At 72.4% G+C, this 13,417-nt stretch carries 13 protein-coding genes; 6 read left to right on the top strand and 7 right to left on the bottom strand.

Annotation, left to right across the window (positions count from 1 at the left end; translation table 11 throughout):
* Positions 1-26: 26 nt before the first annotated feature.
* Positions 27-1,145: a hypothetical protein gene (locus AB0J12_RS29225; RefSeq protein WP_363267503.1), complete on the bottom strand. Its 1,119-nt coding sequence runs from the start codon at positions 1,143-1,145 to the stop codon at positions 27-29.
* A gap of 131 nt (positions 1,146-1,276) precedes the next feature.
* Between AB0J12_RS29225 and AB0J12_RS29220 the strand changes: the two genes are divergently transcribed.
* Positions 1,277-2,431 (top strand): cystathionine gamma-synthase, encoded by a 1,155-nt coding sequence (locus AB0J12_RS29220; protein ID WP_363267502.1) that lies wholly within the window; start codon positions 1,277-1,279, stop codon positions 2,429-2,431.
* A 54-nt stretch (positions 2,432-2,485) separates the two neighbouring features.
* Here AB0J12_RS29220 and AB0J12_RS29215 read toward each other — a convergent pair whose 3' ends face one another.
* The 3 genes from AB0J12_RS29215 to AB0J12_RS29205 all read right to left on the bottom strand — a co-directional run bounded on the left by AB0J12_RS29215 (position 2,486) and on the right by AB0J12_RS29205 (position 3,985).
* The gene (locus tag AB0J12_RS29215) at positions 2,486-2,734 is read right to left on the bottom strand and encodes a hypothetical protein (RefSeq protein WP_363267501.1); all 249 of its coding nucleotides are present in this window, start codon (positions 2,732-2,734) and stop codon (positions 2,486-2,488) included.
* Between the two features lie 13 nt (positions 2,735-2,747).
* Positions 2,748-3,254, bottom strand: coding sequence for a sigma factor-like helix-turn-helix DNA-binding protein (locus tag AB0J12_RS29210; RefSeq protein WP_363267500.1), 507 nt, complete (start codon positions 3,252-3,254; stop codon positions 2,748-2,750).
* A 224-nt stretch (positions 3,255-3,478) separates the two neighbouring features.
* Entirely contained in the window at positions 3,479-3,985 is a 507-nt protein-coding gene (locus AB0J12_RS29205; protein WP_363267499.1) for a MarR family transcriptional regulator, read from the bottom strand.
* A 163-nt stretch (positions 3,986-4,148) separates the two neighbouring features.
* Between AB0J12_RS29205 and ilvA the strand changes: the two genes are divergently transcribed.
* From ilvA to AB0J12_RS29190, 3 genes are all read left to right on the top strand, one after another.
* A complete protein-coding gene (ilvA, locus tag AB0J12_RS29200; protein ID WP_363267497.1) occupies positions 4,149-5,378 on the top strand; it encodes a threonine ammonia-lyase in 1,230 nt (409 codons plus the stop codon).
* Positions 5,379-5,608: 230 nt separating this feature from the next.
* The gene (locus tag AB0J12_RS29195; RefSeq protein WP_363267495.1) at positions 5,609-6,586 is read left to right on the top strand and encodes an ATP-binding cassette domain-containing protein; all 978 of its coding nucleotides are present in this window, start codon (positions 5,609-5,611) and stop codon (positions 6,584-6,586) included.
* Positions 6,583-7,440 carry an ABC transporter permease gene (locus tag AB0J12_RS29190; protein ID WP_363267493.1) on the top strand — a complete coding sequence of 286 codons (858 nt, stop codon included), beginning with the start codon at positions 6,583-6,585 and terminating at the stop codon, positions 7,438-7,440. Before AB0J12_RS29195 ends, AB0J12_RS29190 begins: the two co-directional genes overlap by 4 nt.
* 86 nt (positions 7,441-7,526) lie before the next feature.
* On the opposite strand, the gene greA is transcribed toward AB0J12_RS29190, so the two are convergent.
* Both greA and AB0J12_RS29180 read right to left on the bottom strand, forming a co-directional pair.
* Entirely contained in the window at positions 7,527-8,024 is a 498-nt protein-coding gene (gene greA / locus AB0J12_RS29185; protein ID WP_363267491.1) for a transcription elongation factor GreA, read from the bottom strand.
* A gap of 230 nt (positions 8,025-8,254) precedes the next feature.
* Positions 8,255-8,653, bottom strand: a complete 399-nt coding sequence (locus AB0J12_RS29180; protein ID WP_363267489.1) for a DUF4307 domain-containing protein — start codon at positions 8,651-8,653, stop codon at positions 8,255-8,257.
* A 249-nt stretch (positions 8,654-8,902) separates the two neighbouring features.
* Here AB0J12_RS29180 and mca point away from each other — a divergent pair, with 249 nt between their 5' ends.
* Together mca and AB0J12_RS29170 are read left to right on the top strand one after the other, a co-directional pair.
* Positions 8,903-9,763: a mycothiol conjugate amidase Mca gene (gene mca, locus AB0J12_RS29175; RefSeq protein WP_363267521.1), complete on the top strand. Its 861-nt coding sequence runs from the start codon at positions 8,903-8,905 to the stop codon at positions 9,761-9,763.
* Positions 9,756-10,013, top strand: coding sequence for a hypothetical protein (locus AB0J12_RS29170; protein WP_363267487.1), 258 nt, complete (start codon positions 9,756-9,758; stop codon positions 10,011-10,013). Before mca ends, AB0J12_RS29170 begins: the two co-directional genes overlap by 8 nt.
* 179 nt (positions 10,014-10,192) lie before the next feature.
* On the opposite strand, the gene AB0J12_RS29165 is transcribed toward AB0J12_RS29170, so the two are convergent.
* A complete protein-coding gene (locus AB0J12_RS29165) occupies positions 10,193-13,399 on the bottom strand; it encodes a tetratricopeptide repeat protein (RefSeq protein ID WP_363267485.1) in 3,207 nt (1,068 codons plus the stop codon).
* Positions 13,400-13,417 lie beyond the last annotated feature (18 nt).

The following is a 13,417-nucleotide window of genomic DNA, read 5'->3' as shown; positions in this document are numbered from 1 at the left end:
GCGCGGGCGGCCCCGTGGCCGTCCGCTCAGTGCGGCAGCGTCGCCGGGCTGCCGCCGTTCGCCTCGTAGCCGGCCACCGCGAGCGCCCGGTAGACCGCGAACTCGGCGGCCGGGTCGGGTGACAGCGTCCACGGCAGCGCACCGACATGGCCGTCGACGTGCACCAGCTGGTTCATGGCCTCCGCCCAGCGCTCGGCCCGTACCAGGAAGAACACCAGCAGGTGACGCACGTGCGCCAGCATCGGATCGCTGTGACGGGCCGCGTGCACCGCGTGCAGCGCGCCGTGGATCGCCCTGGTGACGACCTCGCTCTGGTAGAAGCTGCGGACCAGGTTCACCTCCGGCAGGTGCTCGAACACCGCGAACAGCGGCATCGCCGCCAGCAGGGAGCCCTGTGGCGCCCGCGCGGCCGCCGCCTCCGCGAACTGGTAGGCCAGCTCACGCGAGCCGTGCCACTTCTCGCACCAGTAGTGCAGGGCGGCCAGGTGCGCGCCCATGTGGTTCGGCGCGCGGTCCAGGATTTTCAGCCACAGCTGCTCGAACTCCTCGCGCGGATACGCCAGTCCGCGCGCCACGGAGAGCTCGACGATGTACGGGATCGGGTCGCCCGGCGCCAGCAGCGCCGCCTCCCCGCACGCCACCTTCGCCTCCTCCATGATGATCCGGAAGTCGTCGGTGCCCGGCGTCGACGTCCGCCACGCCTGCTGCACCAGGAACTCCGCGTGCACCGCCGCGCCGCCCGCGTCCTTGGGCTGCTCGGCCCGCCACACCCGCAGCCACTGGCCGCCCGGGATCTCCCCGACCCCGCCCGGCCGCCGCTGCAGCTCCAGCGCGGCAGCGCCCGCGAACGCCTGCACCCGCTGCCAGCGCAGCTCACCCTGCGTCTCCGTGCCCGCCAGCAGCTGCGCCGCCGCCTTGTACTCCTGCGTGTGCTGCACCACGTCCAGTACGTCCAGCAGGTCCTGGTCGGCGCCAGGCATGCGGATGTCCAGCTCCTCCTCGCGCACGAAGCCGTAGTCCGCGGGGTCCGCCGCGTCCGGGTGGCCGGGCGGGACCTGCTCGATCATGCTCCGCCGACGCCTCAGCACCGGCAGCAGCACGACGGACAGCATGGCCGCGGCCATCAGGGCCCAGAGAATCTCCATGGCTCCAGCGAACCAGACCGCGCCGACAATTGGCCAACCCGTTCGACGGGCCTGTGGAAAACTCCCCGGGCGGGCACCGCGGCCGCCGCCGGGGCGTCATTCGGCCACCGCGCGCACTACGCTCGGTGCCCATGAGCGACAGGCACATCAGTCAGCACTTCGAGACCCTCGCGATCCACGCGGGCAACACCGCGGATCCCCTCACCGGCGCGGTCGTCCCGCCGATCTACCAGGTCTCGACCTACAAGCAGGACGGCGTCGGAGGCCTGCGCGGCGGTTACGAGTACAGCCGCAGCGCCAACCCCACCCGCACCGCCCTCGAGGAGAACCTCGCCGCCCTGGAGGGCGGCCGCCGCGGCCTCGCGTTCGCGTCCGGACTGGCGGCCGAGGACTGCCTGCTGCGTACGCTGCTCAGCCCCGGCGACCACGTCGTCATCCCCAACGACGCCTACGGCGGCACGTTCCGCCTCTTCGCCAAGGTCGTCTCCCGCTGGGGCATCGAGTGGTCGGTCGCCGACACCAGCGACCCGGCCGCGGTGCGCGCCGCGATCACCCCGAAGACCAAGGTCGTGTGGGTCGAGACGCCGTCCAATCCGCTGCTCGGCATCACCGACATCGCCGCCGTCGCCCAGGTCGCCCGGGACGCCGGCGCGAAGCTCGTCGTCGACAACACCTTCGCCACGCCCTACCTTCAGCAGCCGCTGTCGCTCGGCGCGGACGTCGTCGTCCACTCGCTCACCAAGTACATGGGCGGGCACTCGGACGTGGTCGGCGGCGCGCTGATCGTGAGCGACCAGGGGCTCGGCGAGGAACTCGCCTACCACCAGAACGCCATGGGCGCGGTCGCCGGGCCGTTCGACTCCTGGCTGGTGCTGCGCGGCACCAAGACGCTCGCGGTGCGCATGGACCGGCACAGCTCCAACGCGTCGAAGGTCGCCGAGATGCTCACCCGGCACGCGCGCGTGACGAAGGTGCTCTACCCGGGCCTGGAGGACCACCCCGGGCACGAGGTCGCCGCCAAGCAGATGAAGGCGTTCGGCGGCATGATCTCCTTCCGTGTCGAGGGCGGCGAGGAGGCGGCCGTCGAGGTGTGCAACCGCGCGAAGGTGTTCACGCTCGGCGAGTCCCTCGGTGGCGTCGAGTCGCTCATCGAGCACCCCGGCCGGATGACCCACGCCTCCGCGGCCGGCTCCGCGCTCGAGGTGCCGGGCGACCTGGTGCGCCTGTCCGTCGGCATCGAGAACGCCGACGATCTGCTGGAGGACCTGCAGCAGGCGCTCGGCTAGACCGCCGGGAAGCCGTGGGCGTGCCCGGCCGGTCGAGCGGATCGGCCGGGCCGTTCACCAGTCGGTCAGGGGCGGGGTGGTGTCGGACGGCGGCTCCGCCCACGGCTGTACCGTCAGCGCCCAGACGGTGAACGCCACGGCGGCCAGGGCCAGCAGCAGCCACATCAGCCGGCGCGCCGTCGTACGGCGGTGCAGCATGCGCGTCCCACGGCGCACCGCCTCCCCGTACAGCTCCGGCGGCACCCGCACCGACGTCTGCTCCATGATCCGCCGGACCTCCGCCTCCCGCTCCGGCCGGTTCACGTCCGCCGCCCGGTCATGACGGCGCCACCTTCGCCGCGACGGGAGCCGGGGCCGGGCCCGGCGGCGGGTGCAGCAGTGCCGTCATAGCGCGGTGGGACAGGGCACGCACCCGGTCCACGGGGAAACCGAGCAGCGCCGCGATCTGCTCCTCACCGACGCCTTCGAACAGCCGCAGCACCAGGACCAGCCGCTCCTGAGGGGAGAGGCGGCCCAGCGCGGCACCGGGGCGGGCCGGGGTGCGGTCGAGGAGGCCGCCGTAGTGGTGCCAGGCGCCGTGGGCGAAGCGGGTGGCCAGATACTGGCGGGCGCGGTCGTAGGGGTCCTCGCCGCGCAGGGTGTCCCAGCAGGCGTACGTGTGCGCGAGCGCCAGGGTGAGCAGGCGCCGGGCGCGCGGGTTGTCGCCCGGTGGTTCGGCGGTCAGCAGGGTGGCGGCGTGCAGCAGCCGCCCGGCCGCCCCCGCCGCGAACGCCTCGAACTCCTGGGCCCGCCCGGCACCCTGCGACGCATGCCGTTCCCGCACAGCGCCTCCCCCTGAGGGCGTCCGAAAAGAAGCCGATCCCGGGGCCGTACCGGCGCGGGGACCCGGTCTCATATGAGGCCAGGCGCGCCCTTTCGGTCAAGAGCCGCGCACGTGTTCGTCGCGGTGCACGCGCGTGGCGATGCGGAGCGGGCACGCGCGTGGACGTGCGCGTGCGCGACCTTGTGCGGCCCGGCCGGCGGGACGCCGGGGCGGCCGCCCGGCCGTCAGGAGGCCGGCGCGGTCTCGGTCTGGAGCATGCCCTGGGCCGCCGTGCGGGCGGAGAGGGCACCGTTGAAGCGCGTCAGGAGCGCGCAGAACGTCTCCCGCTCCTCCGGCGCCCAGTCCTGGGTCAGCTCGGCCATCAGCTGACGCCGGGAGGAGCGCACCTCCTCGAGCCGGGTCTGCCCGCGCGGGGAGAGCTGGAGGACGACCGCCCGGCCGTCCTCGGGGTGCGAGGTCCGCTTGACGAGGCCGGTGTCGACGAGCGGCGCGACCTGGCGGGTGACCGTGGAGGAGTCGATCCCCATGCTCGCCGCGAGCGCCTTGACGCCCATCGGGCCTTCCTTGTCGAGCCGGTTGAGCAGCAGATACGCCGCGCGGTCCATGGAGTTGCGCACCTGCCCGACCCCGCCGAGCCGGGTCTGTTCGGCGCGGCGGGCGAACACCGCCACCTCGTGCTGGAGGGTGTCGAGGAGACCGGGGTCACCGACGGTCGTCATGTCCATCGACATTTCTGGTGTTGTGGGCATGGCCGGGGGCTCGCTTCATGGAGGGCTGCTGGGTTGGGGGACAGGGTACGCGGCCCGGCCCCGGGGCGTACCGACGCTGCGCGATCCGGGTCTCGGAGGTTGGTCACAGCCGCGGCACGCACGCGTGAACTGCGAGACTTGAGAGATGAACCACCGCACGACCACCACCCTGCCGCCGGTCACCCTCGACGATGTCCGCGGGGCCCGGAAGATGCTCACCGGGGTCGCGCGCGTGACCGCGATGGAGGGCAGCCGCCGCCTGTCGCAGCTGGTGGGCGCGCCGGTGCACCTCAAGTGCGAGAACCTGCAGCGGACCGGATCGTTCAAGCTGCGCGGCGCCTATGCACGGATCGCCGGGCTGCTGCCGGAGGAGCGGGCCACCGGCGTGGTCGCCGCGAGCGCGGGCAACCACGCGCAGGGCGTGGCGCTCGCGTCGTCGCTGCTCGGGGTGCGCTCGACGGTGTTCATGCCGAAGGGCGCCCCGCTGCCGAAGATCAGCGCCACCGAGGACTACGGCGCCGAGGTGCGCCTGCACGGCCACGTGGTCGACGAGACGCTGGCCGCCGCTCAGGAGTACGCGGACCGGACCGGCGCGGTGTTCATCCACCCCTTCGACCACCCCGACATCATCGCCGGTCAGGGCACGGTCGGCCTGGAGATCCTGGAGCAGTGCCCGGAGGTCCGCACCATCGTCGTCGGGATCGGTGGCGGTGGGCTTGCGGCCGGGATCGCGGTCGCGGTGAAGTCGCTGCGGCCGGACGTGCGGGTCGTCGGGGTGCAGGCGGAGGGCGCCGCCGCGTATGTGCCGTCCCTGGCGGCGGGGCGGCCGGTCGCGGTCGAGCACCCGGCGACGATGGCCGACGGCATCCGGGTCGGGCGGCCCGGTGACGTGCCGTTCGGGATCGTCGAGGAACTGGTCGACGAGGTCCGCACGGTCAGCGAGGACGAGCTGTCCACCGCGCTGCTGCTGTGCCTGGAACGGGCCAAGCTGGTGGTCGAGCCGGCCGGCGCCAGCCCGGTCGCGGCGCTGCTGAGCGACCCGCACGCCTTCGAGGGCCCGGTGGTGGCGGTGCTGTCCGGCGGCAACGTCGACCCGCTGCTGATGCAGCGCATCCTGCGCCACGGCCTGTCCGCGCAGGGCCGCTACCTGGCCGTGCGGGTACGTCTGACGGACCGGCCCGGTGCGCTCGCGGCGCTGCTCGGGGTGCTGTCGGCGGTCGACGCCAACGTCCTCGACGTGAGCCATGTACGCACCGATCCCCGGCTCGGGCTCACGGAGGCGGAGGTCGAGCTGCACCTGGAGACCAAGGGCCCGGCGCACTGCGCCGAGGTCGGCCAGGCCCTGGGCGGGGCGGGCTACACGGTCATCGGCTGAGGGCTTTCCGGGGCCTCGCCCCGGAAAACCGCAGGCAGAAACCCACGGCGTCACTCGTTCGGGGAAACCCATTGAGAGACGCGATACATCGCGTTATGGTGTGGCTCGCACGACAGGCCGCCGTCGGCCTCATCCGCCCGGATCTGCCCGGCGGTGCCAGGCGGCGCAAGGCGGAACAAACCACCCGAATCTAGGCTTTCCCAAGAATCCCCAATGACGTGGAGACCCATATGCCAGGCGCCATCTACGCCGAAGGGCTGGTCAAGACCTTCGGTGACGTAAAGGCTCTGGACGGCGTCGACCTCGACGTCCCGGAGGGCACCGTCCTCGGCCTGCTCGGGCCGAACGGCGCGGGCAAGACCACCGCGGTCCGCTGCCTGACCACCCTGCTGCGCCCCGACCGCGGCCGGGCCGTCGTCGCCGGCGTCGACGTGCTCAAGCACCCCAACGACGTGCGGCGCTCCATCGGCCTGTCCGGTCAGTTCGCCGCGGTCGACGAGTATCTGACCGGCCGCGAGAACCTCCAGATGGTCGGACAGCTCTACCAGATGAAGGCCAGGGCGGCGAAGGCCCGGGCCGTGGAGCTGCTGGAGCAGTTCGACCTGACGGACGCCGCCGACCGCCCCACCAAGACGTACTCGGGCGGCATGCGCCGCCGCCTCGACCTGGCCGCCGCGCTCGTCGTCTCCCCGCCGGTGATGTTCATGGACGAGCCGACCACCGGCCTCGATCCTCGCAACCGCCAGATGCTGTGGGAGGTCATCAAACAGCTCGTCTCCGGCGGTACGACCCTGCTGCTGACCACGCAGTACCTGGAGGAGGCCGACCACCTCGCCCACGACATCGCGGTCGTCGACCACGGCCGGGTCATCGCCCGCGGCACCTCCGACCAGCTCAAGGCGCGCACCGGCGGCGAGCGCGTGGAGGTCGTGGTGCACGAGCGGGAGCACATACCCGTCGCCGCCGAGGTGCTGCGCGGCTTCGGCAAGGGCGACACCGCGGTCGAGGAGCACACCCGCAAGCTGACCGTGCCCGTCGCCGGCGGCGCCAAGCTGCTCGCCGAGGTGATCCGCGAACTCGACGCCCGCGGCATCGAGATCGACGACATCGGCCTGCGCCGGCCCACGCTCGACGACGTCTTCCTGTCCCTGACCGGTCACGCCGCCGAGAACAAGGAAGACAAGACGGACCAGGAGGCCGTGAAGTGAGTGCCCTCACCGACACCGCCCGGGTGGCCCCGTCGGGCAACCCGGTCAGCCAGTCCGTCCGCGACTCGCTGGTCCTCGCCAAACGGAACCTGATCCGGATGTCCCGGATCCCCGAGATGCTGATCTACGGACTGATCCAGCCGATCATGTTCGTGGTGCTGTTCACCTACGTCTTCGGCGGTTCCATGCAGATCGGCGGCAGCACCAGCGCCACCGACTACAAGAACTTCCTGATGGCCGGCATCTTCGCGCAGACCGTCACCTTCGCCACCGCCAGCTCCGGCGCCGGTATCGCCGACGACATGCACAAGGGGCTCATCGACCGCTTCCGTTCCCTGCCCATGGCGCGCGGCGCGGTGCTCACGGGACGTACGCTCGCCGACCTGGTGCAGACGGCCCTGACGCTGGTCGTGCTCGCGGTGGTCGCGCTGCTGGTCGGCTGGCGCGTCGGGTCGGACGGCGACACCAACGCGGCCAAGGTCCTCGCCGCGTTCCTGCTGCTGCTCCTGCTCGGTTACGCCTTCACCTGGATCGGCGCGCTGATCGGGCTGTCCGTGCGCACCCCCGAGGCGGCCACCTCCGGCGGGCTGATCTGGCTCTTCCCGGTCACGTTCATCTCGAACGCGTTCGTGGACACCAGTCACATGACGCCGTGGCTGCGGCACATAGCGGAGTGGAACCCGTTCAGCGCCACCGTACAAGCCTGCCGTGTGCTGTTCGCCAACCCCGGACAGTCGCAGTCCGGCGCCTGGCCGATGCAGCACCCGGTGTGGGCGTCGCTGATCTACTCGGTCCTGATCATCGTCATCTTCCGCACACTCGCGGTCCGCAAGTACCGCTCGGCCACGGCCTGACCCCGTACGGCGAAGAAGCCCCGGTACGGCGGAGCCCCCGGTGTCGCGTGGACGCCGGGGGCTCTCGGTACAGCCGGTGGAGCCGGTCAGCCGTTGTACGGCTCGGCCTTCAGGATGCGGACCGAGGCCTTCTTGCCGTTGGGCAGCTCGTACTCCGCGTCGTCGCCGACCTTGTGGCCGAGGACGCCCGTGCCGAGCGGGGACTGCGGCGAGTAGGTCTCGATGTCGGAGCTGGCGTACTCGCGGGAGGCGAGCAGGAAGGTCAGCGTGTCGTCCTCGTCACCGTCGAAGGCGATCGTCACGACCATGCCCGGCGCGACCGCGCCGTTGGAGGCCGGCGCCTCGCCGACCTTGGCGTTCTCGAGGAGCTGGGTCAGCTGCCGCACGCGGAGCTCCTGCTTGCCCTGCTCCTCCTTGGCCGCGTGGTACCCGCCGTTCTCACGCAGGTCGCCCTCCTCGCGTGCGGCCGCGATCTTCGCCGAGATCTCCGCACGCGCGGGACCAGTAAGGTACTCAAGCTCAGCCTTGAGCTTGTTGTACGCCTCCTGGGTCAGCCAGGTGACGTTCTCGCTGGTCTGGGTCACAGGTGCTCCTCGTAGGTACTGGGATACAAAGCATCGCCCTACCCAGAAGAATGTTCCCTCATGGATGGGCGAAACCACGAGCCTAACAATTCAGCGGCCGCAGGGGGAGGACATAAGCCATCTAATTTTCGTCAACGCAGGTCAGGCGCTACGTATTCCGGGTGATGGGGGGACGTGTCAGCGCGTCAAGGGTGACCTGGGTGCCAGGTGTGCCTCCCGTGCCGGGAGGGTCAGCTTCGGTGACAGCCGAGCAGCTCGGCCGTCGACCCGCGTGCGGTCGTACGCAGTGTGACGACCCGGTCGATGCGGGTGTCCGGCCCGGTGAAGCGGAAGTCGGCGCGGCCGACCTCGGTGCCGTCCGCCGCCTGCGAGCGCAGGGTGCAGTAGCCGTCAGTTCCGGCGTCCTTGTGGACCTCCAGATGCACCTTGACCGCGTTGCCGGAGGCGTCGAAGGTGATCACCTGGGCGCTGATGCCGCTGCCGACGACATAGTGGTAGCCGAACCAGCCGACGACCGCGAGCAGCACGGCGCCCAGAGCCGTCCCGACGATCTTCAGGGTGCGGTCGCTGCGCACGTCCGAGGAGCGGCCGTAGCGCTCCTGCGGCAGCTGTGTGCTCGCCGTACTCATGATCGTCCTCTCGGCAGGCCCTCGGCGGGACGGGCGGGGCGGGGCGGACGAAGGTCCAAAAACGGACGCCCGTGGGGGGAGCCGGAATTATTCGCCGCCCGATTCGGTCACTATAGAAGCCGCCCGCCCGGCACCCGAGCACCGCCCCTCAAGGACGTCCCCGCGGGACGACCCCAGCCAACTTGCGCCCGAGGACACCGGGGCGCCGACCGACCCGAGGAATGAGTCTTGACTGACCAGCTGCGACTGATGGCCGTGCACGCCCATCCCGACGACGAGTCGAGCAAGGGCGCGGCCACCATGGCCAAGTACGTGTCGGAGGGGGTGGACGTGCTGGTGGTGACCTGCACGGGCGGGGAGCGCGGCTCCATCCTCAACCCCAAGCTCCAGGGCGACAAGTACATCGAGGAGAACATCCACGAGGTCCGCCGCAAGGAGATGGACGAGGCCCGCGAGATCCTCGGGGTCAAGCAGGAGTGGCTCGGCTTCGTCGACTCCGGACTGCCGGAGGGCGACCCGCTGCCGCCGCTGCCGGAGGGCTGCTTCGCCCTGGAGGACGTCGACCACGCGGCCGGGGAGCTGGTGAAGCAGATCCGCTCCTTCCGTCCGCAGGTGATCACCACCTACGACGAGAACGGCGGCTACCCGCACCCCGACCACATCATGACCCACAAGATCTCGATGGTGGCGTTCGAGGGTGCGGCGGACACGGAGAAGTACCCGGAGGACGTGTACGGCCCGGCGTACCAGCCGAAGAAGCTGTACTACAACCAGGGCTTCAACCGGCAGCGGACCGAGGCGCTGCACAAGGCGCTGCTCGACCGGGGGCTGGAGTCCCCCTACGGCGAGTGGCTCAAGCGGTGGGACGACTCGGACCGGCCGGAGCGCACGCTGACCACGCACGTTCCGTGCGCCGACTTCTTCGAGATCCGGGACAAGGCGCTGATCGCGCACCGTACGCAGATCGATCCGGACGGTGGGTGGTTCCGGGTGCCGCTGGAGCTGCAGAAGGAGGTCTGGCCGACGGAGGAGTACGAGCTGGCGAAGTCGCTCGTCGATACCTCCCTCCCCGAGGACGACCTCTTTGCGGGCATCCGAGACAATGCCTGACATGAGCGCAAGCATGAGCCTGGCCGTGACGCACCTTCTGCCCTTCGCCGCCGACAGCTTCGACAAGGACAAGGTCACCCCCGGCATCCTCGGCTTCATCGTCTTCGCGGCGATGGCGCTGGCGGTGTGGGTCCTGATGAAGTCCATGAGCAAGCACATGCGCAAGGTCGACTTCCAGGAGGCGCCGGAGACCGATCCCTCCGGGAACAAGGGCACGCCCTCCGAGAAGGTCAAGCCGCAGCGGGGCTGAGCCGCCCCGCCGGGGGCGGTACGGCCGAGTCGCCGGAGCCGGCGGAGAGCTGGCGGAGTGCAGATCCGCCGCGACCGGCACAGGCAACACCCGCCGGGGCCGGTACGGGCAGACCGCCGGCCGCGTCGGCCCCGGTACCGCCCGGCGGGAGGGGCCGTACCCGGCACCGGCGGGCTCGGTCAGTTCTCTGTAGGGACCCCCACCCCCATCACCTCACGGGCGTGGCGGTCCGGCGTCATGCCCAGGCGCCACGCCTGCCAGCCTGCCTCCAGGGTGATGCCACGCTCCAGCAGCAGCTGGTACGCCTCCAGGTAGTCGTCCAGTTTCCCGTCCCGGGTGGGATGGGCGGCGCGGGCCAGCTGGGACAGCTCCTCCTGCGCGACCGCCGTGCCGACCTCCACACCGCCGGGGGCCGCGTACGGCAGCAGGGTGCAGCGCAGGAAGCGCGCCCAGTCCTCGCCGCGCCGGTCGCCGTAGGAGGCGAACAGGGCGGCGGCCTCGTCGCACAGCGCCAGCGCCTGCGGGGTGCGCGCGTTGCCCGCGTCCACCACCGCCAGCTCCAGGCACGTCCACGCCTCCCCGTGGGCGACGCCGATGCGCTGGAAGTCGGCGCGGGCGTCCACCAGCAGCTGCCGGGCGAACCCGGAGTTGCGCAGGCTGCCGGTCTGCGCCGCCCGCTGGTCGCGCGTGACCCGCGCCGAGTGGTGCCGGGCGCAGGCCAGGCCGTACACGTCCCGCATCCGGGAGAACATGGTCCGGGCCCGCTCCAGCTCGCGTACCGCGCGGTCCAGGTCGCCGGTCTCCTCCAGCGCCTGACCCAGGTAGTACAGCGTCCATGCCTCGCCGCGCGCGTCCTCGTTGTCCCGGTGCCGTGACGCCGCCCGGCGCAGCGCGTCCACCGCCTCGGCGGCGTCGCCGTCGACGAGCCGGGCGCGGGCCAGCTGGGTCATTGCCCACGCCTCGCCGCGCGCGTCGCGGGTCCGGCCGTACAGCTCCAGCGCCCGGCGCAGGTCGCCCTCCGCGCGCGGTACGTCGCCCATGCGCAGCCCTAGCTGGCCGAGCTGGAAGTGCGCCCACGCCTCGCCGTGCACCGAGCTGCCCTCCCGGTGCAGCAGCAGGGAGTCCTCCAGCAGGGGCAGCGCCTCGGCGAGCCGGCCTCGGTCGCGTTCGACGGCGGCGAGCGCGTGCAGCGTCCAGGCCCGGTCCGTGGCCAGTTCCGGCGCCGCCTGCAGGTCCAGCGCCTCGCGCAGCTTGGCGGCGGCCTCGGTGAGGTTGCCCTGGTGGTGCAGGGTGATGCCGAGGGAGCACAGGGCGCGCGCGGCACCCGCGTCGTGGTGCGCCTCCAGATACAGGTCGACCACGGACGTCAGCGTGGTGCGCGCCTTGTCCAGTTCGCCGAGCTGGCGGGCCGCGATGCCGGTGCGCCATTGCACGGAGCGGATCAGCAGGCCCTGGTCGACGCTCTGCGCCAGTTCGCTGATCTCGCCGAGCCGGTACAGGTCGCCGCGCAGCAGGCAGTAGTCGCACAGGGCGCCCAGCAGGTTCAGCACCGCGCGCTGGTCGACGCCCTCGGCGTGCCGGAGCGTGGCGGTGATGAAGCTGGACTCGTCGTCGAGCCAGCGCAGCGCCTCGTCCAGCGAGGTGAAGCCGTGCGGGCTGAACCGGTCGGAGCGGGTGGAGACGTTGCCGTCGACCAGCCGCAGCACCGAGTCGGCGAGGTCGGCGTAGCTGAGGATCAGCCGCTCCTGCGCGGCCGCGCGCTCGGCGGGGTCCTCCTCGTCCAGCAGGCGGGCCTGCGCGAAGGAGCGCACCAGGTCGTGCAGCCGGTAGCGGTTGCCGCGCACATGGTCGATCAGGCCCGCCCGGGCCAGCGTGGTCAGATGGCGGGTGGCCTCCGTGCGGTCGGTGGCCAGCAGGGCGGCGGCCGCGGCGGCGCCGAGGGAGGCCCGGCCGGCCAGCGCCAGCCGCCGCAGCAGCCGCCGCGGCTGCTCGTCCTGGTCGGTGTAGCGCAGCCACAGCGCCCGCTCGACGGGGTCGACCGGGCCGTACGCGCCGAGGTCGCCGGCCAGCTGCCGCGGTGAGCGCGGGCCGAGGGCTGAGCCGGCGATGCGCAGCGCCAGCGGCAGCGCGCCGCACAGCTCCCGGATCCGGTCGGTGGACTCGGCGTCGTACGGCCCGCAACTGTCCTCGGCCGTGGCGCCGAGCAGCTCCTCCGCGCCGGCCGCGTCGAGCGCCTCGACGGGCAGGTGGTGCACCCGGGCGTCGAGGTCGGCGGGCAGCTGGAGCGGTTGCCGGGCGGTGACCAGGACGAGGCTGTCGGAGTGCTCAGGGACGAGGGCGCGCACCTGCTCGGGGTCGCCGGCGTCGTTGAGGATCACGGTGACCGGCACTCCGGTCAGATGCCGGTGGTAGAGCTCGCCGAGCCGTTTGATCTGCTGGTCGGGGGAGGAGCGTTCACGGAAGAGCAGTTGCTCGCGGGGCGCGCCGAGCCGGTTGAGCAGGTGCAGCAGTGCGTCCCGGGTGGGCAGCGGCTGCTCGCCCGCGCCGTCCCCGCGCAGGTCGACCACACAGGCCCCGCGGAACTGGTCGCGCACATCGTGGGCGGCGCGTACGGCGAGGGTGGTGCGGCCGCTGCCGGGCACGCCGTGCAGGACGACGACGGTCGGCTTGGTCCGGGTGCCGGCGCGGGCCGCCTGCACCCACTGCCGGATCCGCGCCAGCTCCGCCCGGCGCCCGGCGAACGGGCCGTCCGCGTCCGGGAGGTGGGCGAAGGACTGCTCCAGCGCCGTACGCCCGCGGGCTGCCGCGCTCTTGTCGGCGCCGCGCAGCTGCGGTCCCGCCGGCTTGCCGACCGGGCCGGTGGAGGCGGCCAGCACCCGCTGCTGGTCCAGGAACGGACGGATGCCGCGCACCTCCAGCGCCGTCAGCCACTGCAGCCGCAACTGCTCGGGGCCGCCGGGCTGGCTCACGGCGCCGGCGCGGTGGTGCGCGGCGGGCAGGTGCGCGCCGGCCGCCTTGACCACGGTCGCCGCGGCGCCGGCGACACCGGCGGTCACTCCGGCACCGAAGGCGGTGCCGGTGTCGGTGCCCAGGGCCAGGTCGGCGACCCCGGCGGCGACGGCGGCAACGACCGCCACCAGCAGGGGGGTTGTGCCGCCCTGCTGGGCGTAGCGCTGTCTGAAGCCGAGCCGCCCGGCATCGGCCTCGTCGAGGGCGCGGGTGTAGGCCGCGTACTCCTCGCCAGCCGTCTGCGCCATGGCGTCCAGCGCGGCGCGCGCCCGCCCGAGCAGCACCTGGCCGTCCGTGCGCCCACCGGACCGCCGTACCTCCTCCTCCACGGCCCGGGCCAGCAACCGCTCGGCCTCCGCACGGTGCGCGTCTCGCATGCCTCGTCCCCCTCCGAC

The organism is Streptomyces sp. NPDC049915 (assembly GCF_040656475.1).
Lineage (GTDB): Bacteria > Actinomycetota > Actinomycetes > Streptomycetales > Streptomycetaceae > Streptomyces.
The sequence above is the reverse complement of the archived record's forward strand: the minus strand, read 5'-3'. Positions and strand labels throughout refer to the sequence as shown.

Excerpts from the sequence above, each read along its gene's own strand:
- AB0J12_RS29225 (WP_363267503.1), bottom strand. The coding sequence starts at position 1,145 with ATGGAGATTCTCTGGGCCCTGATGGCCGCGGCCATGCTGTCCGTCGTG.
- AB0J12_RS29220 (WP_363267502.1), top strand. The coding sequence starts at position 1,277 with ATGAGCGACAGGCACATCAGTCAGCACTTCGAGACCCTCGCGATCCAC.
- AB0J12_RS29205 (WP_363267499.1), bottom strand. The coding sequence starts at position 3,985 with ATGTCGATGGACATGACGACCGTCGGTGACCCCGGTCTCCTCGACACC.
- ilvA (WP_363267497.1), top strand. The coding sequence starts at position 4,149 with ATGAACCACCGCACGACCACCACCCTGCCGCCGGTCACCCTCGACGAT.
- AB0J12_RS29195 (WP_363267495.1), top strand. The coding sequence starts at position 5,609 with ATGCCAGGCGCCATCTACGCCGAAGGGCTGGTCAAGACCTTCGGTGAC.
- AB0J12_RS29180 (WP_363267489.1), bottom strand. The coding sequence starts at position 8,653 with ATGAGTACGGCGAGCACACAGCTGCCGCAGGAGCGCTACGGCCGCTCC.
- mca (WP_363267521.1), top strand. The coding sequence starts at position 8,903 with ATGGCCGTGCACGCCCATCCCGACGACGAGTCGAGCAAGGGCGCGGCC.
- AB0J12_RS29170 (WP_363267487.1), top strand. The coding sequence starts at position 9,756 with ATGCCTGACATGAGCGCAAGCATGAGCCTGGCCGTGACGCACCTTCTG.
- AB0J12_RS29165 (WP_363267485.1), bottom strand. The coding sequence starts at position 13,399 with ATGCGAGACGCGCACCGTGCGGAGGCCGAGCGGTTGCTGGCCCGGGCC.